Below are 25,939 nucleotides of genomic sequence, written 5' to 3'. Positions count from 1 at the left end.
TCGCGTTTTATCTAAAATAAAATACAGAGTTACCAAAACATAAAATAGACTAGGGGATATACAATGTCTGAGACCAGCATTTCAGCGCCTTACACGCCGACAATGCCTAATATTGCCAAATTACGAGCCAAGCGCGAAGAAAAATTAGCTTTTGCTTTGATGGCACCTGCACTTATTTTGGCACTATTACTGATTATATTACCGGTACTAGCCATCGCCATTTTAAGCTTCACGGATTTTGAACTTGGCTATCCAAATTTTGCCTTCACTGGCTTTAACAATTATATTGAATTATTTAATGACAAAAATTTTCGTATCTCCCTTCAAAATACAATAAAATATGTTTTAATTGTTACCCCAGCATCGCTTATTCTTGGCCTATTAAGTGCTTTGGCAATTAACAGCCTTAATAAGGGCAAAGCTTTTTTTAGGACTGTGTATTTTTTGCCTGTTGCCTCGCTCATTGTTGCAATGGCAACCGTTTGGCAATATCTATTTCACCCAACGGTTGGCCCAATCAACGGTTTTCTAGCAATATTTGGCATTGCAGGCCCCAATTGGCTTGGTTCAGCCAATAGTGCCCTTGGCAGCCTTGCAATCATTGGCATTTGGCAAACCATTGGCTTTAATATGGTGTTGTTTCTTGCTGGACTTACCGCTATTCCTAAAGACCTTTATGATGCGGCGGAAATTGATGGCGTGCGCTCACGCTTTGACAAATTCCGTTTGGTAACTTGGCCATTACTTGGCCCCACAACGATTTTTGTTTTAACCATTTCCATCATCAACTCGGTTAAAGTTTTTGAAACCGTAAAAACCCTGACAGAAGGCGGCCCCAATAAATCGACAGAGGTTTTATTGTGGACCATATATCAAGAGGGGTTCATCTATTTACGCGTTGGTTATGCATCTGCCATGACAATGGTATTTATCGCCATTTTGCTCATCATGATGTTGTTGCAACATCGCTTTGTTGAAAAACGTGTTCATTACCAGTGATAAAAACTATTCACAATTGCAACCATCCATTTTACTCCTTTCGACTTCAGGTAAAATAATGTCAATTTTTCGCATCTTCCGTAATGGTTTTCTGGCTCTTGGCACATTTATCTTTCTGTTGCCCTATATTTGGATGTTGAGCACAGCCGCAAAGCCGCAAGATGAAATATTCACTTCTACTCTGTCGCTTGTCCCGAAGAATTGGGCACTATTTGATAATATTGGCAAGGCATTAACGCGCGTTCCTATGGCACAAATAATGCTTAATGGTGTTTTTATTTGTCTGCTTATTTTGGTAGTACAAGTGGTGGTGGCTATTCCTTGTGCCTATGCAATGGCTAAACTTAAATTTCGCGGTGCGCGTTTTATGATCGCGCTGGTTATGCTAGGCTTATTAGTGCCTATTCACGCCACTGCCCTGCCCCTTTATGTCGCTTTTAGCAATTTAAGTATTTTAAATAGCTATACAGCAATGGGGCTACCATTCTTTATTTCCGTATTTGGCATTTTTCTTTTTACGCAATTTTTTAAAGCTCTGCCTGACGACCTTTTACATGCTGCTCGACTTGATGGCATGTCAGAACTTGGCATCATCGCGCGGGTTGTTGTCCCTAATGCTTGGCCTGCAATAACTGCATTTTCAATCTTTTCTGTCGTTGCTCATTGGAATGACCTATTTTGGCCATTGATCGTTATAAGCGACATTAATAAAGCAACACCACCTTTGGGCTTGCTTTATTTTCGCGCTGCTGAATCGGGCAGCGATTATGGTGTCTTGATGGCAGCAACATTAATCATCACCCTTCCCCTTATTCTTGCATTCCTTTTTGCGCAACGCCGTTTCATTGAAGGAATAACCCTAACCGGCCTTAAAGGTTAAAACCATAACGGAGAGTATCTATGAAAAAAGTCTTAAAATCCATATGTGCCGCTATCGGCATATCGGTTGCACTTAGCGGTGCTGCTTTTTCGCAAACGACGTTAAAAGTCCATTATCCTATGCCGGGCTTTTTTAAAGACGTGATGGCAAAAATCTCGCAAAAATATATGGAAGAAAATCCAAATGTTGTGATTAGCTTTGTTAATCCGTCAGATAATTATGAGCAAGGCATACAGACGATTTTGCGCCAAGCTAATACGGCCGAACAACCAGATGTAACCTTTGTTGCCCTTAACCGTTTAAGAATGTTAACTGAGCGCAATGTTGGCGTTGACCTTACCCCCTATCTAAATACCGAAAAAGATACGCTTGCCAAACAAGGCTTTAGCGAAAACATCCTTAATCTTGCAAAAATTGGCGGCAAGCAAGTCGGTCTTGCTTTTGCAACGTCTAACCCAATTATGTATTATAATGCAGATCTTTTCCGCGCGGTTGGTGAGAACCCTGACAATCCACCGCAAAGCTGGGATGACGTCATTCGTATTGGCGCAAAAATTAAAGCCCTTGGCAATGGTGTATCAAGTATCAACTTACGCTGGCAGGGTGACGATTGGATGTATTCCGCCCTGTTATTTGGCGCTGGCGGCACCATGCTATCGCAAGACGAAAAGACGGTTGCCTTTAATGGTCCAGAAGGCACCGCAGCATTTCATCTTATTGAGCGCTTGGTAAAAGAAGGCGGCATGCCAGAATTTACCGCAGACGCGGGATTGCAAGCCTTTGCCGCAGGTAAAGTTGGCTTTCAGTTTTACAGCAGCGCCGCATTACGCAACACAATCAATAGCGTTGGTGACAAGTTTGAATTAAGAACCGCCAAAATACCAGTTCTTAACCCTGAAAAAGCCAAACTGCCAACTGGTGGTAATGCGATTATTATTTTAACAACGGATCCTGAAAAGCAAAAAGCTGCTTGGGAATTTGCTAAATTTGCCGCAGGTCCTTATGGTGCCTCAGTCGTTGTTCCAGGAACTGGCTATGTGCCCAATAATGGACTTGCAGCCACATCACCTGAATATCTTGGCACATTTTATGAAGAAAATCCGCTTTTCAAGCCTTCACTTGAACAAATGCCATTAATGACACCATGGTATGCATTCCCTGGCAGCAATGGCGTGCGCATTACCCAAACTATTGTTGATAATATTGCCCGCATCGTTGGTGGCACAGCTGATGCTGATACAGCCCGCGATGATGCCGCAGCCGAAGTACAAAAGCTACTACCGCGCCGTTAAAATTTTTGACAAAACTTAAAAAATGCCATGCAAACATTTAAACCATTTGCATGGTTTTTTTTGGGCTTTTTTTTGGCGTTTATGCTATTAAACCGGTTTTTGGTTGACGCTCTATAGCCGCCTTTAATTCTTGCAATTCTTTAGGATGTTTTGCAATCCATGCTTGATAGGCTTTAATATTGGCGATAAGTTTTTCCTTATCTTGCTTAGATAAAACACAGCGTGTCAGGTTATAATCCAACAAATAGCCACCACCTGCTTGCTTAGCTTCAATAGCAACACCAATTGTTTGCTCTTTATTTAAAAATATAGGTTCTTGCCCTTTACGCAACCATGTATATGCCATCATATTACGCATAGGATTTGGCATAACGATATAATTTGGAGAAGGCAAATAGCGCAATCCGCTAGCGGCTATAGATTTGCTTAAACCATAATGGTAATAAACTTTACCACGTTTTTTTGCATCGTAAATACGGGCTATTTTTATAGCTTTTAAACAAACATCATTAGGAAAACGCCGCCAATAATAAACTTTCCACCATAGATATAGGCCGTAAAACCACACTGAAACAATTAAAATTTGAAACGCTTTTGTTATCAACAGACTTAAAAGACGTATTTTAATTGTTTCAATACCAAATAAAAAACTAGTTCTACCTGGATTATCAACACTGCGAACCATTGGAGATTTACCTTTCATCGCCAAGTTTTCTGGCGCTAGAAAAACTTGCCAACTATAAGGAAAATTCTCAAAACCATCCCTTAATTTTTCTTCTTTATACCGGTTACCAGCATTAAATGTAACACGACAATTCGCATAATCTAAAATATCCTCATATTCGTTACAGCCATATGCTGCATATGCATTTGGAATAACTTCATAATTTTTTGAAATCACCCAATCATTCCATAAACGCTTTATTGGATAGTAACTTGCGTAGAGCACAAGACCTGAAAAAAATAACGCAAAAAAAAGTGTCCAAAAAGACAATACTAATACAATGCCCCAATTAGCTCTATAGGTAAGACGAACTCTTTTAACTGGGATTTCTATAGGTAAAGTGTTATCTTTTATTTCTGTCATTAGGCACCACATTTTTAGCCAAAAAATTCAAGATATATAGAACGGTAATACTTCACTAAAAATCTTAATTTTATAAGTGGTCACATTTAAAATCTATTTTATTTATATCAACATAGCTTTTGTTTTATTATAACTGATTTTGACCATCTGCGTTTATTTCATGATGTCCAGATTTTTGATGATATAGAAGCTATTAAAATCCAAAGGAATATTACATGCTTAAAAAAGTTAATAATTAAAAATAATTGAAAATAATTGAAATTAATACTGTATTTATTACAGTATCAACATACTTTGCTAATTTTAAAACCCTGTTCACTTTATCACAAGAAGTGGTGCAGGTTATTATTGAAGCGGTAGGCTGTTCTAAACGCCTTATTTTAGCATATTATTGAAACGCCAAACTTGATTAAACTTTTTGTAAAAATCTGATAAGTTATTGCCCAAAAATTAGGCGATACCCCAATCTAATTCAAAATACTACTCATAAAAAAACATAGCTGTAAAAACATGCAATGAGGGCACTTCAATCCATTGATTTTGAAGTAAAGTGCCCAAGCATATAATGATTAATTGCCGCGCCCTAAAATTGTCTCCTATAAAACGTATTATCGCGCTTATAAATATCAGAAACCGGATCTTTTAAGCGTCCAAAAAACTTAAAATAGGGCAGCATTTCAGGTGTTTTTGTATTTTCTCCAACGAGAAAAGAAGTATTTTTATTGCTAAAACCAGCAAAATTTAAAATAGCAATATTCTGAAGATCTAGATTTTTCAATGTTTCAATCTTGGCCAGAATAGATAAATTTTGAAATTTAGTATTGTTTAAATTTAAGCTTTCCAAATTGCTTAAGCTACTTAAAGTATCAAAATTTTCCACTGGTGTTGATGCAAGATCAAGCCCAAAGAGAGATCTAAGATCCTTAAGCGCTGAAATATCTTTTAATGGGGTATTTCGCAAAGAAAGAACTTCAAGCCCTTCAAAGTTTTTAATCATATTTAAATCATCAAAATTACTATTATCCAACATTAAGAGTTTAAGCTTTGGCTGCTTATTAAAAACACTATTTTGGACAAATTTCGCATTGGTAAGGTTAAGAAAAACCAATTGCGGCAATGGTGGAAGATCAGAAGCATTTACCTTTTCAAAATTTATCAATTGTAGCTTTTGTAAATTGGTGAATTTTGCCAATTTTGCAATGTCACCACTATTAAGAGGCTCATCAATAGAAATACCTAGATCCTTATGGGTTTGATTTACGCATAATTTTTGTGTTTCTTTATCCAATGTTGATGGCTTATAACAAATGGTAAGACCATATATATTGGGCCAAATTTCCTGCCCTAAAAATTCAACTTGTTTTTCCCCGCGTAATTTCCGAACAAGACTTTCAATTTGGGCTTCATCTAACAGGTAGGTCTCTTTTGCTAGATTCCGCTTATTGAAAAGATCCTTACGATCCACTCTATTATCGCTCGGTCCTTCACCAAGTAATAATTTGGATACCTCATTTGGAAGTTTTAAAAATATTTTTTCATTAAGCCCACGAATATCTAACTCACGCACGCCCGGCAGCATAGAAAGATCTTTTACTTTAGTATTGGATAAAAGAAGTTGGTAAATGTAACCTTTTTGAGCCAAAGAAGAAACATCAGAAATATTGGTGCCGCGTAAATCAATTTCACCAAGTGAGGCGGTTTCACGAAGAGGCTCAATATTTTGAATTTTCGTTTCATTAAGCGAAATCTCGCTCAAGTTTTCCAGTCCGCGAATTGGTTCAAGGTCAGGAATTGATGCACCAGTTAAAATAAGGGAATAAAGCATCTTGAGCTTAGAAAGTGAGCTGTAATCGGTTGCCTTGCTACCGGTTAAATTAAGTTTTGACAAATTTTCAAGGGACGTTAAAAATTTTAGGTCAGTAATATTGCTATTGGCAAGATTTAAATCATCAAGCTCAGTAAAACGAGCAATGATTGCTGAGCTATTTTCATCAAGGGTAAGACCGGCAAGCGATAAAGTATTAAGTGTTTTTAAGTTTTTTAATGGCTCAAGATTTGTGACATAGGTTTTGTCAAGAAACAGCTCCCTGATATCTTTTAAATCTTCTAAAAACGATAAATCTGAAATATTACTATTCGATAGGTCCAAAGTGCTAAGTTTTTTTAATGATACAAGGGATTTAATCGTATCTTTATCAAGTGTTAAGCCATTCAGTTTTAAGGTTTTAAGATTAGGCAATTTTTCAAGGGCGCTAAAATCAGTCACCTTGCTATTAGAAATATTAAGCTCAATAAGATTGTCAAGGTTCTCTAAAAGACTGAGGTCCGAAAAGTTGCTATCGGATAAGCTTAAGAATTCAAGTTTAGTTAATTTTGATAAAAAGCTATAATCTTGCAATTTGGTATGATGAATGGACAAAAACTCTAAATTAGCTAATTCTTCAAAACCTGAAATTTCTGTGTTTTTTACATTTTTTAAATATAAAATTGTCAGTTTTGGCGCGTTTTTCAAAGGCGAAATATCGGTAAATGTGGAACCATCAAAACTTATTTGATAAAGTTCAGGCAAAGTTGGAAAACCTACAAGTGAATTTAATCCTTCACCATGGATACAAAAGCAAGAAACACGAGTTAATTTACCAAGATTTTGCCAATCTTGCTGCGTATAGCCTTTGGCTGGTGGGGTTAAACAAAATCCATCTTGATCGACACCAACGCGCTGCTTGCCAATTTGCACTATCGTTGGCTCATCAACCTCTTGCACGATCACTTCGCTTAAGGCGAAGCTTGGCATTAAGCACAGAGCAACTAGAATGAATAACTTTTCTTTGATAAAATTTAACATTGGCCCACCGCTATTTGCATTGTTTTACAAGTATAAAAAATTATGATCAGTACAATCGATTTCTGATACAGAAACTAAGAGAATAAATGATGTTAAAAGACACAAGCTGCTAATAAGCTGTTCAATAGAAAGATTATAGAAATTTATTAATTATAATTTGTGACTTTTTAATGGAGTTATACTAATACTATTTTTTGGTAGGTTTCTTTATACGCTTCACAGAAAATATTATTATCATTCTAAACAAATAAAAAAATATCAAGACTTGAGATATATCGAGCTTTTGAGTCTGCCTATAAAAGCACCTTTGATGCCAAAAAAAACGGGCTTTAAACACCCGTTTTGTTAAAATTATAGAGCTCTACTCACCATGTGAGCCTGAGCCGTCATAAAACTCAATAGTAGCGTCATCAAGAGATGCTTCGCCATTGTCACAGGTTTCAATTATCCATGCGGCAATTTGATTTTTAACGCCATCTAAAATCACAAATTTTTTCTCTTCAACAATAGCGGCGCCGCGGCAGCGCATGACCTGACGTTCAGACAATTGTTGCTTTTCTTTTAGAGCCTCAATGGCATAGGTAATAGGTTCATCGCATTCGCTTCCTTCACAGCCATATTTTTCAACTGCTATTCCAACAAATTCATCATAAGCAAGGGAATAGAGGTATTTGTCACCTCCCCACAAGGCGGCACCTATAAAAATAACGATGCCAAGTGGTATTAAAAACCATTTCTTCTTCATGCTTACGACCTTTTATTTTCTAATTTCATTGAGCCTAATCAACTACATTAACTACATATCATTTAAAAAATCGCTTCAAATATTGTGTTGCAGCACGCACAATCGTGCGGCCAAGTGCATTAGCTGCAGATCGCGTTGCTGACTTGATGGCAGCCTCGCCAACGCTTTGCCGATTGCTTGCACGCGGTGCCCGCTGTGTTTGACGCGATTGCTGTTGTTGTTGCTGCTCGCCAGCTTGCATCATTTGATCCAACCTGCGTCTTGTTGTTTCATCATGGTTTTCTTGTTCATATTGACCGTAAACTGGACTTTGCGCGATTAAATTTTGCCGTTCTTGGAGGCTTATTGGTCCAATTTGCGAAACTGGAGGACGCATTACAACCCGCTCCACCACAGAAGGCACGCCTTTTTCTTCCAAGGTTGAAATAAGAGCTTCACCAGTTGCAAGATTGGAAATGACGTTAAACGTGTCAAAGCGCGGATTTGGTCTAAAAGATTGCGCCGCTATTTTTACCGCTTTCATTTCATTAGGCGTATAAGCGCGCAGGGCATGTTGAATGCGATTGCCAAGCTGCGCCAAAACACTTTCAGGAATATCTGCCGGACTTTGTGAGATGAAATAAATGCCAACGCCCTTGGAACGGATAAGCCGCACCACTTGCTCAATGCGATCAACCAGCGCTTTGGGTGCATTATCAAACAGTAAATGCGCTTCATCAAAGAAAAATACAAGGCGCGGCTTTTCCGGATCGCCGATTTCTGGCAGTTTTTTAAATAATTCCGACATCAACCAAAGCAGAAATGTTGAATAAAGACGCGGATTATTCATCAATTTTTCAGCCGCCAACACATTGACAAAGCCACGTCCATCAATTTGACTGCGCATAATATCGGCAAGACGCAAAGCAGGTTCGCCAAAAAACAACTCGCCGCCTTGGGTTTCAAGCACCAGCAATTCACGTTGGATTGCACCAAGGGACGCCTTGGAAACATTGCCATAACGCGCAGAAACGTCTTTACTTTCCTGCGACAAATAATTTAGCATGGCCCGTAAATCACTTAAATCTTTTAAAACAAGCCCTTCATCATCGGCAATTTTAAAAGCAATATTAAGTGCACCTTCTTGTGCGGCGGTAAGATTTAGCAAGCGCGACAATAATAGCGCACCCATTTCACTAATTGTTGCGCGGATCGGGTGGCCTAACTCGCCAAATATATCCCAAAACACAACCGGGCTTGCTTGCATTACCATATCATTGAGACCAACATCGCTAGCGCGTTGCGTGATTTTTTCCGACTTTGTGCCAGCTTTTGCAATACCTGACAGATCACCTTTCACATCGGCACAAAAAACCGGTACGCCCTGCGTCGAAAATGATTCAGCCAATACTTGCAACGTAATGGTTTTACCCGTTCCGGTTGCTCCCGTCACAAGACCATGGCGATTGGCATATTTTAGCCAAAGATATTCACCATTTTTTTGGTTTTGATCCGCGCCATCATAAGCACCAAGAAAAATTTTGCCCTGCTCTACCATATTCATACTCCTGAATCTGATAAGCAATAACACAAATTCGCTTAAATAAACCTAACAAAATAAAAACAATCATAGCACTAAGTTGATTATTTAAAACATCAACTCAATAAAAAACCTATATTAGCAGATTGATTTTATTATCTAAATGAAAAATCGTTACATTTTGCCCAAATTTTAAAATTTGGCATCACCTTGTAAATAAAATTGATGACCGATAAATTTGCGTGCCGCCATTAGATCATAACCACCCGCAACCGATATCATATCATTCACTTTGACCTTTGCATTAATACCGATATTTGCTGATGAACGACCCGCATTTTCTCCTTCACTGATAAAGCTCATATTGCTTGCATCACTGAAACTGGTGCGTAGGCCAACTTTATTATCCAAAACTTCATAGCGATAAAGCCCATAAGCATTGAGCTCAATATTGCCGCTAGTGACAACCATAATATCTGCTCCGATATGGGGCCGCATGGAATTAACATTTTTTGCATCAACACTAAGCGGAATTGCACCGCCATGCTCTTTGTAGCTACCAAGACGCACAAGGCTATAATCCAAACCAACTTTGGGTAGAAGACGCGCATTTACCCCAATATCATAGCTAAGCACCATTTGGGCGGTTAAACGACCACTATTAACATCAAGATCAGCCTGATTGCGGCCACCCAAAGTATCACGGCGGTTTTGATCATATTGACTATAACCATAAGCACCAATCAAGTTGAAACTTGGCGTAAAATTTTCTGTCAAAGCAATATTATCGGTTTTAAGTCCAGCAGTTAATAAAAAGCTATTGCTCTTTGCGTCATAACCATCGGCGCCCGATAAATCACCATGAAGATAACCAACACTTGCACCCAAAATGATTGTATCAAGCCGGTGGGTAAAACCCGCAGATATACCACCATAATTTGCATCAAGTTTAGAATGAGATGTATCTACGGCACGATATCTATCCGCAGCTCCCATTGGCCTTGCCCAATAGGTCATTTGTGAAAGACCATTTTTAGTATTTCCATTCACCAACCGATCACGCGTTTTTGGCAGAGCTTGCAAAAACGGTGTTGAATCTTGTGATGATGATGCTTGCGGTTCAACATAGGCAAGCGGAGCTTGCAAAACGGGTACTTCTGTCTGCTGTGCAGCTTTATCAATTTCGCTTTGTAAGCTTAAGGTCATACGGTCATGCATTGCCATGGTTAGGCTTGGTAATCGTGTCGTATCATGAGCGGTTAAGCCACGCGCATGCTGCTCTAACTCTTTTTCGTTACGGCTATTATATAATTTATCAAATGCACGGTTTAAATTTGCATGTGAAGCATTTTTACTATCAAGCCGCAAAATATTTTCTAGTGAAAAACTAGCATTTTTATTGGCGCCGGATAATAAATGTGAAGGCAAAAGCAAATCACGCCCCGCCTCGGCAGTCCCACTTGAACCATTATCGTTTGGTTGATTACCACCACTATTTACCCAACTATTGTCGTTATCATTAATATTGGTATTATTTCCAGGCTCGCTATTACCAGCCGTCGAGCCACTGCTTTCGCTTTCATGGCTACCATTGCCACCACTTTCATTACTGCTATTTCCACCGGTTGAACCGCCACTATCGCTTTCACTGCTGCTATTACCCCCAGTTGAACCGCCGCTTTGATTTTCATTACTGCTATTTCCACCAGTTGAACTGCCGCTCTCGCTTCCACTGCTGCTGTTACCACCGGTTGAGCCAGCGCTGTCGCTTCCACTATTGCTGTTACCACCGGTTGAACCGCTGCCATCGCTTTCACCGCCATTATCACCAGTTTCAGTTTGATTTTCACTGCTACCATTACCACCGGTTAAGCTACCATTTTCATTTTCGTCGCTGTTATCACCACCACCGGTATTTCCTGTACTTTTCGGTGTCATCACCAAGCGATAATCTTGGTTACCTTCACTTAATACAAGCTGATAATTATAAAAAAGGGTTTCACCGGCAACATTTTCTGGTGCGACATCAAACTGCCCTGCTATTGGATTGCTTCTACTTTCTAAAAAAGGAGAATTGATTGAGGACGTTGCAGTACTTCGTCCCATTCCATAATTAGATGACAAAACTGTTGCTGTATTGGCAAAGCCAAGCTGAAGCTTGGCTCCATCCTCAATAGTAACAGTACCAAAACTCATTAAACCAGATTTTTGCTTCGCCGCATCAAGATCAATAATAGTTTCAACAACCGCATCCTTACCAAAAAAAGCCGAACTATTGTCATCACCATATACAGCCCAACCTTGAGCGGCTTCAGAATTTTGACGTAAATAAAGATTGCCCGCCTGCATATTGAACTGGCCCGAACCTATATCAATCGCCCTGCCATTATCACTAGCTAGAAGATCAAGGCTACCACCATTTATGGTAACCCTTTCACTTTTAAGACCAATACTATTATCACCCCTAGCAACAATTTTAACGCTACCATCATCAAGCGTAAAATCAGATGTTGAGTCATTGTTATTCGCAATTTCAATGCCTGTACCTGCCTCACTTACATCAATAGAAAGATTGCCTTTAATGAGCTTAACCCCGCCCTGCTCAAGATATAGACCTTTACCGCCTGTTTTGGCGAGAATAGCTAAATCACCACCATTTTGCGTGAAAGCTTCACCAAAATCATTTTCCGCACCACTTGCCTTCGAAACACTTCTTAACCCAACACCATTTTTTTGCGCATTGATCCGAATTTGACTATCATCACCGAATAAAACATAGCGGGCATCTTTTTCAAGAAGAACACCTGTTGAGCCCAATCCATCAGCCAAAATTATATTACTACCGGCACTTTGTGAAAAACGCCCACTTACTAATGCACCCGTTGATTGAAGTGCATTTTGAGGGTTTAACGCCGTAATACTAAGAGTACCACCATTTAAAATATATTCACTTCCACTAACGCCGACACCACCTCTATTAAAAATATTGAGATGTCCTCCTGCTTGACGCACACTACCTTGCCAGCCAATTGGTAATGCATTTTTTGCGCTTTGCCCAACGCTAGTCTCAATCGTCACTGCGCCATTTTCTAAGGTTAAATCGCCCTTTACTGCAGTGCCAGCTGTGGCCGAGGCACTAAGCCGACCAGTTAGCATATCGACAACGACATTATTGGCTTTCAAACCAACTTGACCGTTAACTTGTGAAGAAATCTCAGTATGCCCACCTTGCTGCAAAAACCTACCAACTTCGAAAGAAAGTCCAGGACCCGCATCAACTATTAAAGTGCCATCTTCAATTACAAATTGATTAACCTTAAAATTATCGCTACGTCCAGTGTTGTTATTTTGCCCATTTAAGTGCAATGCAATATCAGGATGATTGGTGTTTAGCCTATTTAAAGTCGGATAAGATGCGCTTTCTCCATGATCATACAAAACATAGCTTGTATTAGCTTCGCTTGGTATTTTTAAAAAATAATTGCCATCGCCATTGCTATTAACAAAGTTTGCAAAATTACTCGGAGCAATAGCCGTTTCATTTGCGTCAGCCGAAAAAGCAATACTGTAACCACCATCGATTAGCGCCAGAGATACAATGCCAGTTGCAACAAGTGCAAGCATAGCACAACCAGAATTGGCCTTACGCTGGAAAGATTGTAAAACATTACAAACGATCAAATTGTGATTAAATGCCATAAGTCCCTCTCTTCAACTTGCAGTTGAAGCATAGGCATAATAACGCCCCGCAACATAAAAGCATAAGAAAAATACCTAGCTTATGCTGGGTATAGAATAACAAATATTAAAAGTTAATACTATATTAAACTTTAGAACATTTAATGAACAAATTAAATATAACTTAATTTTTTATAAAAACTTTAAATAATACTAAACATTAAATTGCATAAATACAAAAAAATACAACTAAAGATTGATTTATATTTTAATAATAAATATAAAAAATAATTTATAATTATATAAATTTCAACTTAATTATATTTGCTAAAATTTAAATACTAAATAAACTAATAATAATAGAATTTATCACCACAACAATAGCAAGCGATATCGCATAAAATTCTAAACCACTGAGATAAATGAGAGTTAAACAAGTTAAGAAAACTACCATTTCGGCCATAAATCGCGGTAAAAAGGCCAAGCGGTTAGGCGCTTTTGGCGCTATATAAGTTGCCCAAAAAACAATAATCATTATTGGCAAAATCAAACCAATACCAAATTTAAAAATGGCTTGATCAAATCGACTAAAGCCGCAATAGCATAGAGACGCGATTATTAAAAATTCTAATAAAAATCTTAGACTATCATTAATAAGTTTAACAAAATTCAAAATATTAACTTTCAAATGAATAAAAAAGCGCCGCTATTTTTAATAGCAGCGCTTAATCCTCTCTCTTTAGTTGCAGTCTTCACATGTGTGGATGCAATTATTCCCACTCAATCGTACCAGGTGGTTTTGATGTCACATCATAGACAACGCGATTAATGCCGCGCACTTCATTGATAATGCGAGTTGCAGCTCGGCCTAGAAAATCCATATCATAATGATAGAAATCAGCTGTCATACCATCAACCGAAGTTACGGCACGCAAAGCACAAACAAATTCATAAGTGCGACCATCACCCATAACACCAACGGTTTGCACAGGAAGCAATACAGCAAAAGCTTGCCAAATCACATCATAAAGGCCAGCCTTGCGAATTTCATCAAGATAGATTGCATCGGCTTCACGCAAAATATTAAGTTTTTCACGGGTAATGCCACCTGGACACCGAATAGCAAGACCAGGACCAGGGAAAGGATGGCGCCCGATAAAGTTAGCAGGCAAACCAAGCTCGCGACCAAGCGCTCGCACTTCATCCTTGAACAATTCACGCAAAGGTTCAAGCAATTTCATATTCATGCGCTCAGGCAAGCCGCCTACATTGTGATGGCTTTTAATGGTAACCGAAGGACCTCCCGTAAAGGAAACGCTTTCAATAACATCTGGGTAGAGTGTGCCTTGCGCCAAAAATTCTGCACCGCCGATTTTTTTGGCTTCCGCTTCAAATACTTCAATAAACAAGCGACCAATGGTTTTGCGCTTTTCTTCTGGATCGCTCATCCCTTCAAGGGCATCAATAAACATATCCGATGCGTCAACATGCACAAGCGGAATATTATAGGTCTCACGAAACATTGAAACAACTTCCGCGGCTTCATTTTTGCGCAACAAGCCGTGATCGACAAAAATACAAGTAAGCTGATCGCCAATTGCTTCATGAATAAGAACGGCAGCAACAGAAGAATCAACACCGCCGGATAGGCCACAAATAACTTTTGCGCCACCAACTTGTTGGCGAATTGCCGCAATGGCTTGCTCACGATAGGCGGCCATTGTCCAATCGCCTTTAAGACCGGCAATTTTATGAACGAAATTTTGGATTAGCAAATGGCCATCAGGTGTATGGACAACTTCTGGATGAAATTGTACGGCATAAAAATGACGCTTTTCATCAGCAATGGCGGCAAAAGGTGCGCCTTGCGATGTTCCAATTACTTTAAAGCCTTCTGGCAACGCAACCACACGATCGCCATGGCTCATCCATACTTGATGGCGCGAGCCTTTTTCCCAAACGCCGTCAAATAATGGGCTATCTTGGTCAACTTGCAAAAAAGCCCGACCAAATTCGCGTTCATGGCCAGCTTCGACCTTGCCACCCAATTGCTCGCACATGGTTTGCTCACCATAGCAAATGCCAAGAACTGGAATACCAGCTTCAAATATTTCTTGTGGTGCACGCGGGCTACCAATATCTGTGGTAGAATGCGGGCTACCCGATAGGATAACGGCTTTTGGCTTTATGCGATGAAAGCCTTCGACTGCCGATTGAAAAGGAACGACTTCAGAATAAACGCCAGCTTCACGCACACGTCTTGCAATAAGCTGCGTTACTTGGCTGCCAAAATCGATAATAAGGATACTGTCAGGATGTTTTGTGCTCATGCATAGCAGATAATGAATTTCGGCAAAAAATGCAATTGTCTTAATCGCAATATCCTACCACATTTGTAGAAATCCACATCAAGACGATTGTTTAACCTTGCTCAAACGCAGCACAAGAACTTTTATTACCCCAAAGGCATCAAAATAGCTTTGATAAAGGGTAAATAAAACTATGCTAACAGACCAAATGCAAACTTTGATCAAGTAGCTAAGCTTATTTAAAAATCCTTACATAACGCTAATTCAATCACTTAATAATCAAGACTAGAATCAGGATTGCAAACAAGATCACTGATGCTTTTGGCAGCTAAGGCCTGCCTCTTTTGTGCATCATTTGCACATGGACGCAAATTGGTAATAACATCATAGCCTTTTTGCTTCAAACAGCCTTGTACATAACGCCAACGCAAATTTTCATTGCGATCGACTGTTGAATAGGTTGGTGGAATATAAACACCCCCAACCCTACGACAAAAAGCACCGCCGCCGCCAGTGCCAACACAACTCACATAACCTGGGTCATAAAACCCACCATTGACAGTTGTGCTTAACTCTGCAGGTACTTGCTTGAATGATGCTATCTTACAGCGATCAAGGTCGCCTTGCTTTTGTGCAAGCGTTGCACCTGGCTTAAATAATGCCGTATGAGACATTGTCCCACAAGAAGCCAATAAAGCTGTCAAACCGAAAAATGATAGAAATAGTTTTTTCTTCATAGCACCACCCACATAATATTAAAATCATAAGCGATATTATTGATGCTGTCTATCATTATCAAACATTGTCTATTGGCTTTTCTCCAATTTATGCAAGTGGGCGGCGCATTTGATAGGCCTGTTAGCACCTATACACACTCAACACACAACCAATTAGAATAGCTTTAATAAAGACCAATAAAAAGAAGTTTACTTCACCGGCATGCGTAAGCTGACAATGGTCCCCTTACCCTCCCGTGAGAAAATACGCAATGTACCCCCATGCAACTCAATCAATGAACGCGAAATAGCAAGGCCAAGACCAGAGCCGGTATGGGTTTTGGTAAATTGATTTTCCACCTGCTCAAATGGCTGCCCTAATTTGTTTAAAGCCGTCTTTGGAATACCCACGCCACTATCAGCTATCGTTACAAACAACATTTTGTTTTTAATGGAACTATGAACGGATACATGACCACCAGCTGGCGTAAACTTTACCGCATTTGATACTAGATTTAAGAAAATTTGCTTCAAAGCGCGACTATCGGCATACATGGGCATGGTTTGAGCAACTTTGGCTGCCAGTGCCACATGTTTTTCTTGTGCGGTAATTGCCATAATACGCAAAGTATCGCTCATTACGGTTGCAGCATCGAGCTGTTCACGATCAATGGAAAAACGACCAGCTTCGATTTTTGACATATCAAGAATATCATTAATCAATGTCAATAAATGCGTACCCGATTTAGTAATATCTTCCATATATTCATTATAGCGCTCATTGCCAAGCGGTCCAAAAGTTCCTGCGCTCATCATCTGTGAAAAACCGATGATTGCATTAAGTGGCGTACGCAATTCATGAGACATATTAGCCAAAAATTCAGATTTGGCGCGGTTTGCACTTTCAGCACGGTCTTTTTCTTCCTTCAACTGTTCATTGAGAAGTGAAACCTGCTCAGTCTTTTGTTTTTGTGCCGTGCGCGATGTACGCAACTCAGTCACAAAATTATACAAACGTTTTTGCACATCTATCGCTTTTTGCGCAGCCTCTTTAAGGGCAGAAATGTCCGTACCCACCGAAACAAAACCACCATCCTCAGTGCGCCGCTCATTCACTTTTAGCCATTTTCCATCAAGAAGTTTACGCTCATAAGTAGTATTACCTTCCTCGTCCCCCTCAAGCACGGTTTCAAGAAGCGGAGCACGCGCTTGTGCCTCAACATAGGTACGAGAAGCGCCAGGCACCAATAGATTGGCTGATAGGGCTGCATGTTCTCTATACTTGCTATTTGACATAACAAGACGTCCATCAGCATCCCAGAGCACAAATGCTTCTGAAATATTTTCAATAGCATCGCGAATACGGCGGTCAGCTTTAGCGGTTTGTTCTGCAAATTGATGCTGTTCGCTAACATCAAAAGAAATACCAACAAGATGCGGCTCATCACTACCTGCAACCTCAGCGCGAATACGCATCCAAACATTATGGCCATCGCTATGACGCATCGGCACATTAATATCAATATGATCAACTTCACCGTTCATCGCACGGCGCGCAACATCATAAAGATCAAAATCTTTCGGATCTACGACAGCGGCAACCTCAGATACTGAAAGCAACGCATCATAAGGACGATAGCCCAACATCTCATACATAGAACGCGACCAATAGATACGACCACGGGCCATATCCCAGTCCCATAAGCCGCAACGACCACGCACCATAGCCGTATCAATACGCTGCTGTATGCGATCGGCGATAGCATCAGCATCGCGCGCTCTTGTTGCTTGACTGAAATAGGCATAAAGAATGGCCAACATTACCCCAACAGTACCCGCAAAAAGCGTAATATTGAGCGATAAGGTTTTACGCCAATCAGCGAGCATTTTCTGCTGAGACAATGCAACAAAGATACGGTAACCAGCGGTCTCGCTCATAGCCGCATAGGCAGGATCATTATTAATCAAAACGTTCATAATACCTGCACCTGCCCCCATAACAAATAAAGCAGGTGTGTCACTTACCTGATCAGAAAGCAGCTTTCCAATCAGCGGTTCAAAACCAGAGGCTGCAACAACAACACCATTGGCATCGACAATAGCAATAACGGCGGCAGGATTTACTAAACTTGCACTGCGAAAGCGCAACAAAATATCCTGCAGGGCTGCATTAGACAATCTACCTTTCGACCCGTCATTAACTGCCGCAACACGATCAATTGCTGAAGCTATATGACCGGTTGAAAGCGTCAACGCTGCACGCGAACTGCTTTCAATACCCACACGCCACTCATAAAGAGAAAGACCGCGAACCAGTGCCAAAATAATAAGGAAAAAAGCTATAAGCAAAGGAATAGAGCGCCGCATCCAAGGCTCAATCCTCAACATTCTTTTATAAGCTGGACCTGAAATAAGGTTTACATGCGCAGACATATCCAACCGTTGCTTTACCGGCTTTTTTTTGTCAGCAAATGCTCCTTTGGCCGCGTCCAACGCGTCCATTCTTGCCATAGGCGGCCCCTCTTCCAAAGATTAGAAATCACTGCAACTGATTCGCATATACAGCACTTGAATAGCTGCAATGAATCAAAACTGATTCGCTATGTCCAGCATTTTCTTAACTTTAGCTTAACTTTTATTCACAACGTATAAATACCATTAATAAACAGTCACTTAAGCGATAATAGTTTTTTCTTTTCAAAAATATCAAATGCGATAATTGGTCCTAACGGATATTTGAAAATATGTTTTGCAAACACATCTAAAATTAAGGAAGCAAAGACAACAAAATAAAAAATATAGCGCTGCAAACATTTTTAAAGGTTTCAATAACTAAAACTCACAAATAAGTGCATTTCAAAATCCATGTTAGCGTTCTATTAAAAAAGAATATTGAACAAATGCTGCATTTATTTTTAATATGATAAAATACCAATCAATATAGTTATCAATAGTGTAAAGGCATTTTGGAGCAATAAGGCAAAAACCAAAATCAACCTCTACTTATCGACCATGTAATAAAACCGAAAAATTAAGGCGCGCAACCACTTTTTCACTAAATAGACGCGCTTAAAATACCATGAGATTGTTGAGTTAACTAATACCCATCAATTTTGCCAATAAACCAATGACGACTTGATAGAGTAAACAATGCACGCAATTGAAATTTGGCTAGAAGCCTATATTCAACACTATGGAATATTCGCCTATTTCTTTATTCTGTATTTTGAATCCTTGGGGTTACCTTTACCTGGCGAAAGCGGATTAGTGGTTGGATCATTGCTCGCCGCCGCTGGCAAGCTAAGCTTACCTGGCTTATTAGTAGCCTGTTTTCTGGGAAGTGTCCTTGGCGATTGTACCGGATATGCAATCGGTCATTTTGGTGGTAAAAAGCTTTTGCTGCGCTACGGCTATTTGATTAAACTAACACCCGAACGGCTAGATAAATTTGAAAACCAACTGAACCAAAAAGGTTTTTTCTTTGTTGCAACCGCAAGATTTATTGTAATTGCACGACAATTGAATGGCATCATTGCAGGATCAGGCGGTATGGCATTCCATAAGTTTCTTATTGCTAATATTATCGGATCTGCAGCTTGGACACTTGTTTGGGGAGCAGGTCCATATATCGTGAAAGTTTTTTTCTCATAAAACAATAAAATTAAAAAATTCTTCAAACTTATAATAAAATATTATAATAAAATACTATATAAATATTTAAAATTTATTTTAAAATGCCACCACAATAAATAAGTGAAAGTATATTTTTGTTTACCACCATAGAACAAAAACACTTTTAAATATGATTGTGATATTGTAAACATAAAAAAGAATATGCGCTCTAGGTAAACCAATATTGTAATTATCACATAAATTACAATGTAAAAGGATGAATGATGAGGCCCGAGGATATTGCAGCCGTCCGGCAATTAGAATTATTTGCCAATGTGAAAGAAGAAACCTTTCAATCATTGATCAATGGGGGCTTTTTACAAAATTTTCCAGAAGGCGTTGTTTTAATCCATCAAAACCAACGAGCAGATTTTCTATATATTTTAATTGAAGGCAATATTGAGATGTTTTCCTATACAGAGGAAAAGCAAACCATCCTTGATATTGTTGAGCCAGTAGGCCTTTTCATTCTAGCGGCAGTTTTAAATGACGATGTATGCTTGCAATCAGCGCGGACTTTAAGCAACGCAACTGTGCTAATGATACCAGCAGAACAAGTTCGCCAAGCAATTGAAGAAGATATAACCTTCATGCGTGCCGTTGTCCGCGAATTGGCAAAACGTTATCGTCACACAGTTAAAGAACTCAAAAACCAAAAATTACGTTCATCATCTGAACGGTTGGCCAATTTTCTTATTAAATTTGCCAAACAGCAAAATCAGACCCATTTCATTGATTTACCATGTGAAAAGAGGTTAATTGCACGCTACCTTGGCATGACAGCCGAAAACCTTTCCCGCTCATTTTCACAGCTCGCCAAACATGGTATTAAAGTTGATGGCTCTCGCGTTGTCTTTGTTGACATGCATAAGCTTGAACTTTTCGCCCGACCCGACCCGCTAATTGATAAAATTGAGCCGCAATAATAGTAGTGAAAGAATAGAGCTAAAACATTATTTCTCTATTTCTTTATGCCTTACCACGTGGTGCTTGCTTTATAAAATTTTGTTTACTGCAAAATAGCGCTTACTTAAAGGCCAAAGCACATATATTTGAAGCATCATCTTCGTAAGTTAATTTTTTAAATTTTGATAAAATTGGATTTACAGTCGTTTTATGAGCACACTTATAAAGCTTGAAATAGTCAAACATTCAATAACTTAAATAGTTTTGCTCAAGTTCATATCTCTAACTACGATCACAACACTACTCACGTCTTTTTACCGCAGATCAAATGCAATTGATGAAGATAAATCCGTATCCCAAGATTACAACTAACTAATATTCTCTCCTAAATAAGGTTAAGTTGTTCGCAATTTTTTGAAGAAAATTTTGCAGCGATCAGCATTTTCGTAAACTGAAAGTTGCACAGGCAAAATTGCGTAGCCGCCGCACTACTAAACTTAACAAATTTTCCTTTTAACGACACATAAAAGAAAAACTTACAACTATTGACAAGCTATACCTGATCATCATTGAGCCCACCTGCTTGAAGCAAACGATATATTAGGATTTTCACCGGATTAAATGCTTTATGACAATAGCGCGCTCTATTACCGACGTTAGCAAAGCTTCCTCCTGAAAGGAAAAATTGCCATATTGCGTCAATGCTGCTATCGACGTTAATTCCTTTACAGCTGCAACAGCCCGCTCGTCCTGAAGACTGATCTTGTCGTATTGACTTTGAAAATATTGAACTGTTTCAAAGCGGCTATTTTTCTGTAATTCACTTATCAAAATACCAATATCAACCAATAATTCCGCATACATAAAAAAACACCCTAATAAAACAAAAGCCCGCTTTTGCTGAACAAAAGCGGGCTTCATTTTTTTAAATCAATAAAACTTATTCCGCAGCAGATGCGTTTTCAGTCATATCTGTAAGCATTGCACTTGCTGTTTCCGCGCCAGTTGATTTACGACGCTCGTCAACGATAAGATCATCACGAGTTGTAGCAATGCGGCGGATTTGTGCCATGCTACCACCAGTACCTGCAGGAATAAGGCGGCCAACAATGATGTTTTCCTTCAATCCTTGCAATGTATCAATCTTACCTGCAACTGAAGCCTCAGTAAGAACACGGGTTGTTTCCTGGAAGGAAGCAGCCGAGATAAACGAAGGTGTTTGCAAGGACGCCTTAGTAATACCAAGAAGTACTGGATTACCAAGTGCAGGTGCTTTACCTTCTTCGATCAAGCGTTCATTAACTTCTTCAAGTTCGATACGGTCAATATGATCACCAACGATGTAGCCAGATTCACCAGATTGAGTAATTTCAACCTTCTGCAACATTTGACGCACAATAACTTCAATATGCTTATCATTGATCAACACGCCTTGTAAGCGATAAACTTCCTGAACCTCATTAACGAGATACGAAGCCAAAGCCTCAACACCCTTAATAGCAAGGATATCATGCGGTGCTGGATTACCATCAAGTACATAATCGCCTTTTTCAATCTGATCACCATCCTGGAAGTGGAAAGGCTTGCCTTTAGGGATCAAATATTCTGCTGGCTCTTCTGTATTATCATCTGGCTCAATAAGGATACGGCGTTTGTTCTTGTAGTCGCGTGCAAAACGGATAGTACCACTGATTTCAGCGATAACCGCATGGTCCTTTGGACGACGTGCTTCAAACAATTCAGCAACGCGTGGAAGACCACCGGTAATATCCTTAGTCTTGGTGCTTTCCATTGGCAGACGGGCAATAACATCACCTGCTTGTACGTGGGCACCAGGTTCAACTGATAAAATAGTTGCCATAGACACCATGTAACGAGCTTCACCACCACGAGCAAGCTTTGCAATTTTGCCTTTCTTATCGGTAAGGATAATAGCAGGCTTCAACTCTGCACCGCGTGGATTTGCACGCCAATCAATAACCTGACGCTTGGTGATACCTGTAGACTCATCGGCGGTTTCTGTCACAGAAAGACCATCGATCATGTCTTCAAAAGCAATATAACCTTCAACTTCAGTTAAGATTGGGCGGGTATATGGATCCCACTCGGCCAAACGTTGACCGCGTTTTACCACATCACCATCATCGACAAACAGATGAGAACCGTAAGACACACGATGTGAAGCGCGTTCTTTACCTGTTGCATCCTTAATAAGGATTGCCATATTACGGCCCATAACGACTAAATTACCTTCAGAGTTACGAACAACGTTGCGGTTACGCAACTCAACATGGCCTTCGTAAGAAGCTTCAAGATAAGAAGAATCCACAACCTGCGCTGTACCACCCAAGTGGAAGGTACGCATGGTTAGCTGAGTACCCGGCTCACCAATCGACTGCGCAGCGATAACGCCGACAGCTTCACCTTGGTTAACTGGCGTACCACGTGCAAGATCGCGACCGTAACACTTAGCGCAAACACCATAACGTGTTTCACAGGTAAGAGCCGAACGAATCTGAACCGTTTGAATACCAGCTTCTTCAATCTTTGCAACGTCAGCCTCTTCAATCATGCGACCAGCTTCAACAATGATTTCACCCGAAATTGGATGAAGAATGTCAAGTAAGGCTGTACGACCAAGCACGCGCTGACCAATCGATGCAACGATCTGACCCGCATCGACGATTGGCTGCATGGTAAGGCCCTTAACCGTGCCGCAATCCACTTGCGAAATGATTGCATCTTGTGCAACATCCACAAGACGACGTGTCAAGTAACCAGAGTTAGCGGTTTTAAGCGCCGTATCAGCAAGACCTTTACGTGCACCGTGAGTTGAGTTGAAGTACTCATTCACGGTTAGGCCTTCTTTAAAGTTTGAAATAATCGGAGTTTCGATAATTTCACCAGAAGGCTTAGCCATAAGACCGCGCATACCACCAAGCTGCTTCATCTGGTTTGCAGAACCACGAGCACCTGAATGCGACATCATATAAATCGAATTCATCTGTTTTTGACGACCCGTTTCTGGATCAAACTCAACAGCTTGAATGCGCTTCATCATTTCTTCGGCAACACGGTCGGTACATTTACCCCAAGCGTCAACAACTTTGTTGTATTTTTCGCCTTGAGTAATCAAACCGTCATTATATTGTTGCTCATATTCTTTTGCCAATGCTTCCGTTTCAGCAACAAGGCGAGCCTTGCTATCAGGAATGACCATGTCATCCTTACCAAACGAAATACCGGCGCGACAAGCATGAGCAAAACCAAGCTGCATGATACGGTCACAGAAAATCACTGTTTCCTTCTGTCCACAATGACGATAAACATGGTCAATCATCTTTGAGATATTTTTCTTGGTCAATTCTTGGTTGACAATATCAAATTGGACATTTGGATTCTTAGGCAGCAATTCACCAACAATAAGACGACCTGGTGTCGTATCATAAACTTTTGACACCCAATTGCCATTTTCATCAAGATTCTTGTAGCGCCCCTTGATCTTGGTGTGTAGCGTTACAGCTTTGGTTTCCAAAGCATGACTTAACTCACCTTGGTCAGCAAAAATCATGCCTTCACCTGGCTCACGCTCGGCTTTAATCGATAGATAATAAAGACCAAGAATCATATCCTGTGATGGCACAATAATTGGCGCACCATTTGCAGGGTGCAAGATATTATTGGTCGACATCATCAAGACGCGAGCTTCAAGCTGAGCTTCAAGCGATAATGGTACGTGAACAGCCATCTGATCGCCGTCAAAGTCAGCATTAAATGCTGTACAAACAAGCGGATGAAGATGGATAGCCTTACCTTCAATCAAAACTGGTTCGAATGCTTGAATACCAAGACGGTGAAGGGTTGGCGCGCGGTTAAGCAACACTGGATGCTCACGAATAACTTCGTCAAGAATGTCCCAAACTTCTGGACGTTCTTTTTCAACCAATTTCTTGGCCTGTTTCACAGTAGAGGAGTAGCCCTTGGCATCAAGACGCGCATAAATAAATGGCTTGAACAGTTCAAGCGCCATTTTTTTAGGCAAGCCACATTGATGCAATTTAAGTTCTGGACCGGTCACGATAACTGAACGACCTGAATAGTCAACGCGTTTACCGAGCAAGTTTTGACGGAAACGACCTTGCTTACCCTTAAGCATATCAGAAAGTGATTTTAACGGACGCTTATTAGCACCGGTGATAACGCGGCCACGACGACCATTATCAAACAAGGCATCAACCGCTTCTTGAAGCATACGCTTTTCATTGCGAATAATGATACCAGGCGCGCGCAATTCGATCAAACGCTTTAAGCGATTGTTACGATTGATAACGCGGCGATAAAGATCATTCAAATCTGAAGTCGCAAAACGACCACCATCAAGTGGCACCAATGGGCGCAAATCAGGTGGAATAACCGGTACGATTTTCATAATCATCCATTCAGGACGATTACCAGATTCAAGGAAGTTTTCAACGATTTTCGAGCGCTTCAACAATTTCTTTTGTTTTAACTCAGAAGTTGTTTCGGCAAACTCAGCCCGTAAATCACCAGCAATTTTTTCAAGCTCCATTGAAGCCAAAAGCTCATAGATAGCTTCCGCACCAATTAAAGCTGTAAATTGGTCTTCACCAAATTCATCAACTGCCATCATATATTCTTCTTCAGAAAGCAATTGATGTTGCTTCAATGAAGTAAGACCGGTTTCGGTTACGATGTAGTTTTCAAAATAAAGTACGCGCTCAATATCCTTTAATGGCATATCAAGCAAAGTACCAATACGACTTGGCAGTGACTTTAAGAACCAAATATGAGCTACAGGTGCTGCAAGCTCAATATGGCCCATACGTTCGCGACGAACACGTGAAAGTGTTACTTCAACGCCGCATTTTTCACAAATAATGCCCTTATATTTCATACGCTTATATTTGCCGCAAAGACATTCATAGTCCTTGATCGGGCCAAAAATACGGGCGCAGAAAAGACCGTCACGTTCTGGTTTAAACGTACGGTAATTAATGGTCTCTGGCTTCTTGATCTCGCCATAAGACCAGGACAGAATCTTCTCAGGACTAGCAATCGAAATTCGAATAGAATCGAATGTCTGAGCTGTCGTCTGAGGATTGAAAAGATTCATGACCTCTTGGTTCATGCCGTTCTCCTTAAGACTCTTCAAAATCGAGTCTGCTGTGATGAGCGATCCGTCATCTCAATAAAAATCGGTTTTAAACAGGAATAATTTAGATCAGAAAAATCCTGCTTTGCCCGTTTTAAGCTGCAACAGCTAGATAAGA

16 protein-coding genes are annotated in these 25,939 nt (G+C 40.1%); 5 read left to right on the top strand and 11 right to left on the bottom strand.

Annotation, left to right across the window (positions count from 1 at the left end; all coding sequences use genetic code 11):
- Positions 1-63 precede the first annotated feature (63 nt).
- Genes H3299_RS03985 through H3299_RS03975 form a run of 3 tightly spaced genes read left to right on the top strand, consistent with a single transcriptional unit; the run spans position 64 to position 3,171 of the window.
- On the top strand, positions 64-999 hold the full coding sequence (locus tag H3299_RS03985; RefSeq protein WP_182419022.1) for a carbohydrate ABC transporter permease: 936 nt from the start codon (positions 64-66) through the stop codon (positions 997-999).
- Positions 1,000-1,057: 58 nt separating this feature from the next.
- A complete protein-coding gene (locus H3299_RS03980; RefSeq protein WP_182419021.1) occupies positions 1,058-1,879 on the top strand; it encodes a carbohydrate ABC transporter permease in 822 nt (273 codons plus the stop codon).
- A gap of 20 nt (positions 1,880-1,899) precedes the next feature.
- Entirely contained in the window at positions 1,900-3,171 is a 1,272-nt protein-coding gene (locus tag H3299_RS03975; RefSeq protein WP_182419020.1) for an ABC transporter substrate-binding protein, read from the top strand.
- Positions 3,172-3,250: 79 nt separating this feature from the next.
- Here H3299_RS03975 and H3299_RS03970 read toward each other — a convergent pair whose 3' ends face one another.
- The 9 genes from H3299_RS03970 to H3299_RS03930 form a co-directional block, all read right to left on the bottom strand.
- Entirely contained in the window at positions 3,251-4,258 is a 1,008-nt protein-coding gene (locus H3299_RS03970) for a hypothetical protein (protein ID WP_182419019.1), read from the bottom strand.
- Between the two features lie 583 nt (positions 4,259-4,841).
- On the bottom strand, positions 4,842-7,103 hold the full coding sequence (locus tag H3299_RS03965; RefSeq protein WP_182419018.1) for a leucine-rich repeat domain-containing protein: 2,262 nt from the start codon (positions 7,101-7,103) through the stop codon (positions 4,842-4,844).
- Positions 7,104-7,464: 361 nt separating this feature from the next.
- Positions 7,465-7,848 (bottom strand): hypothetical protein, encoded by a 384-nt coding sequence (locus H3299_RS03960; protein ID WP_182419017.1) that lies wholly within the window; start codon positions 7,846-7,848, stop codon positions 7,465-7,467.
- A 58-nt stretch (positions 7,849-7,906) separates the two neighbouring features.
- A complete protein-coding gene (locus tag H3299_RS03955; protein WP_182419016.1) occupies positions 7,907-9,385 on the bottom strand; it encodes a helicase HerA-like domain-containing protein in 1,479 nt (492 codons plus the stop codon).
- A gap of 174 nt (positions 9,386-9,559) precedes the next feature.
- The gene (locus tag H3299_RS03950; protein ID WP_182419015.1) at positions 9,560-13,066 is read right to left on the bottom strand and encodes an autotransporter outer membrane beta-barrel domain-containing protein; all 3,507 of its coding nucleotides are present in this window, start codon (positions 13,064-13,066) and stop codon (positions 9,560-9,562) included.
- Between the two features lie 313 nt (positions 13,067-13,379).
- The gene (locus tag H3299_RS15770) at positions 13,380-13,718 is read right to left on the bottom strand and encodes a YrdB family protein (RefSeq protein WP_182419014.1); all 339 of its coding nucleotides are present in this window, start codon (positions 13,716-13,718) and stop codon (positions 13,380-13,382) included.
- Positions 13,719-13,815: 97 nt separating this feature from the next.
- Entirely contained in the window at positions 13,816-15,375 is a 1,560-nt protein-coding gene (guaA, locus tag H3299_RS03940; RefSeq protein ID WP_182419013.1) for a glutamine-hydrolyzing GMP synthase, read from the bottom strand.
- Positions 15,376-15,626: 251 nt separating this feature from the next.
- Positions 15,627-16,091: a hypothetical protein gene (locus tag H3299_RS03935; protein ID WP_182419012.1), complete on the bottom strand. Its 465-nt coding sequence runs from the start codon at positions 16,089-16,091 to the stop codon at positions 15,627-15,629.
- A gap of 189 nt (positions 16,092-16,280) precedes the next feature.
- Entirely contained in the window at positions 16,281-18,581 is a 2,301-nt protein-coding gene (locus H3299_RS03930; RefSeq protein WP_182419011.1) for an ATP-binding protein, read from the bottom strand.
- Positions 18,582-19,220: 639 nt separating this feature from the next.
- On the opposite strand from H3299_RS03930, the gene H3299_RS03925 reads away from it, so the two are divergent.
- The gene (locus H3299_RS03925) at positions 19,221-19,721 is read left to right on the top strand and encodes a DedA family protein (protein ID WP_182419010.1); all 501 of its coding nucleotides are present in this window, start codon (positions 19,221-19,223) and stop codon (positions 19,719-19,721) included.
- Between the two features lie 242 nt (positions 19,722-19,963).
- The gene (locus H3299_RS03920; protein ID WP_246708136.1) at positions 19,964-20,668 is read left to right on the top strand and encodes a cyclic nucleotide-binding domain-containing protein; all 705 of its coding nucleotides are present in this window, start codon (positions 19,964-19,966) and stop codon (positions 20,666-20,668) included.
- A gap of 589 nt (positions 20,669-21,257) precedes the next feature.
- Here the strand turns inward: H3299_RS03920 and H3299_RS03915 are convergent.
- Positions 21,258-21,569 carry a hypothetical protein gene (locus tag H3299_RS03915; protein WP_182419009.1) on the bottom strand — a complete coding sequence of 104 codons (312 nt, stop codon included), beginning with the start codon at positions 21,567-21,569 and terminating at the stop codon, positions 21,258-21,260.
- Between the two features lie 19 nt (positions 21,570-21,588).
- Positions 21,589-25,797, bottom strand: coding sequence for a DNA-directed RNA polymerase subunit beta' (gene rpoC, locus H3299_RS03910; protein WP_182419008.1), 4,209 nt, complete (start codon positions 25,795-25,797; stop codon positions 21,589-21,591).
- Positions 25,798-25,939: the final 142 nt, after the last annotated feature.

The sequence above is a fragment of the Bartonella sp. HY038 genome (genome assembly GCF_014117425.1).
In the GTDB taxonomy this organism is placed as follows: Bacteria; Pseudomonadota; Alphaproteobacteria; order Rhizobiales; family Rhizobiaceae; genus HY038.
The sequence above is the reverse complement of the archived record's forward strand: the minus strand, read 5'-3'. Positions and strand labels throughout refer to the sequence as shown.

What these genes read in the sequence shown, in the direction of transcription:
- H3299_RS03985 (WP_182419022.1), top strand. Translation starts at nt 64, where the DNA reads ATGTCTGAGACCAGCATTTCAGCGCCTTACACGCCGACAATGCCTAAT.
- H3299_RS03960 (WP_182419017.1), bottom strand. Translation starts at nt 7,848, where the DNA reads ATGAAGAAGAAATGGTTTTTAATACCACTTGGCATCGTTATTTTTATA.
- H3299_RS03975 (WP_182419020.1), top strand. Translation starts at nt 1,900, where the DNA reads ATGAAAAAAGTCTTAAAATCCATATGTGCCGCTATCGGCATATCGGTT.
- H3299_RS03955 (WP_182419016.1), bottom strand. Translation starts at nt 9,385, where the DNA reads ATGGTAGAGCAGGGCAAAATTTTTCTTGGTGCTTATGATGGCGCGGAT.
- H3299_RS03970 (WP_182419019.1), bottom strand. Translation starts at nt 4,258, where the DNA reads ATGACAGAAATAAAAGATAACACTTTACCTATAGAAATCCCAGTTAAA.
- H3299_RS03965 (WP_182419018.1), bottom strand. Translation starts at nt 7,103, where the DNA reads ATGTTAAATTTTATCAAAGAAAAGTTATTCATTCTAGTTGCTCTGTGC.
- rpoC (WP_182419008.1), bottom strand. Translation starts at nt 25,797, where the DNA reads ATGAACCAAGAGGTCATGAATCTTTTCAATCCTCAGACGACAGCTCAG.
- H3299_RS03950 (WP_182419015.1), bottom strand. Translation starts at nt 13,066, where the DNA reads ATGGCATTTAATCACAATTTGATCGTTTGTAATGTTTTACAATCTTTC.
- H3299_RS03930 (WP_182419011.1), bottom strand. Translation starts at nt 18,581, where the DNA reads ATGGCAAGAATGGACGCGTTGGACGCGGCCAAAGGAGCATTTGCTGAC.
- guaA (WP_182419013.1), bottom strand. Translation starts at nt 15,375, where the DNA reads ATGAGCACAAAACATCCTGACAGTATCCTTATTATCGATTTTGGCAGC.
- H3299_RS03925 (WP_182419010.1), top strand. Translation starts at nt 19,221, where the DNA reads ATGCACGCAATTGAAATTTGGCTAGAAGCCTATATTCAACACTATGGA.
- H3299_RS03980 (WP_182419021.1), top strand. Translation starts at nt 1,058, where the DNA reads ATGTCAATTTTTCGCATCTTCCGTAATGGTTTTCTGGCTCTTGGCACA.
- H3299_RS03920 (WP_246708136.1), top strand. Translation starts at nt 19,964, where the DNA reads ATGATGAGGCCCGAGGATATTGCAGCCGTCCGGCAATTAGAATTATTT.
- H3299_RS03915 (WP_182419009.1), bottom strand. Translation starts at nt 21,569, where the DNA reads ATGAAGCCCGCTTTTGTTCAGCAAAAGCGGGCTTTTGTTTTATTAGGG.
- H3299_RS03935 (WP_182419012.1), bottom strand. Translation starts at nt 16,091, where the DNA reads ATGAAGAAAAAACTATTTCTATCATTTTTCGGTTTGACAGCTTTATTG.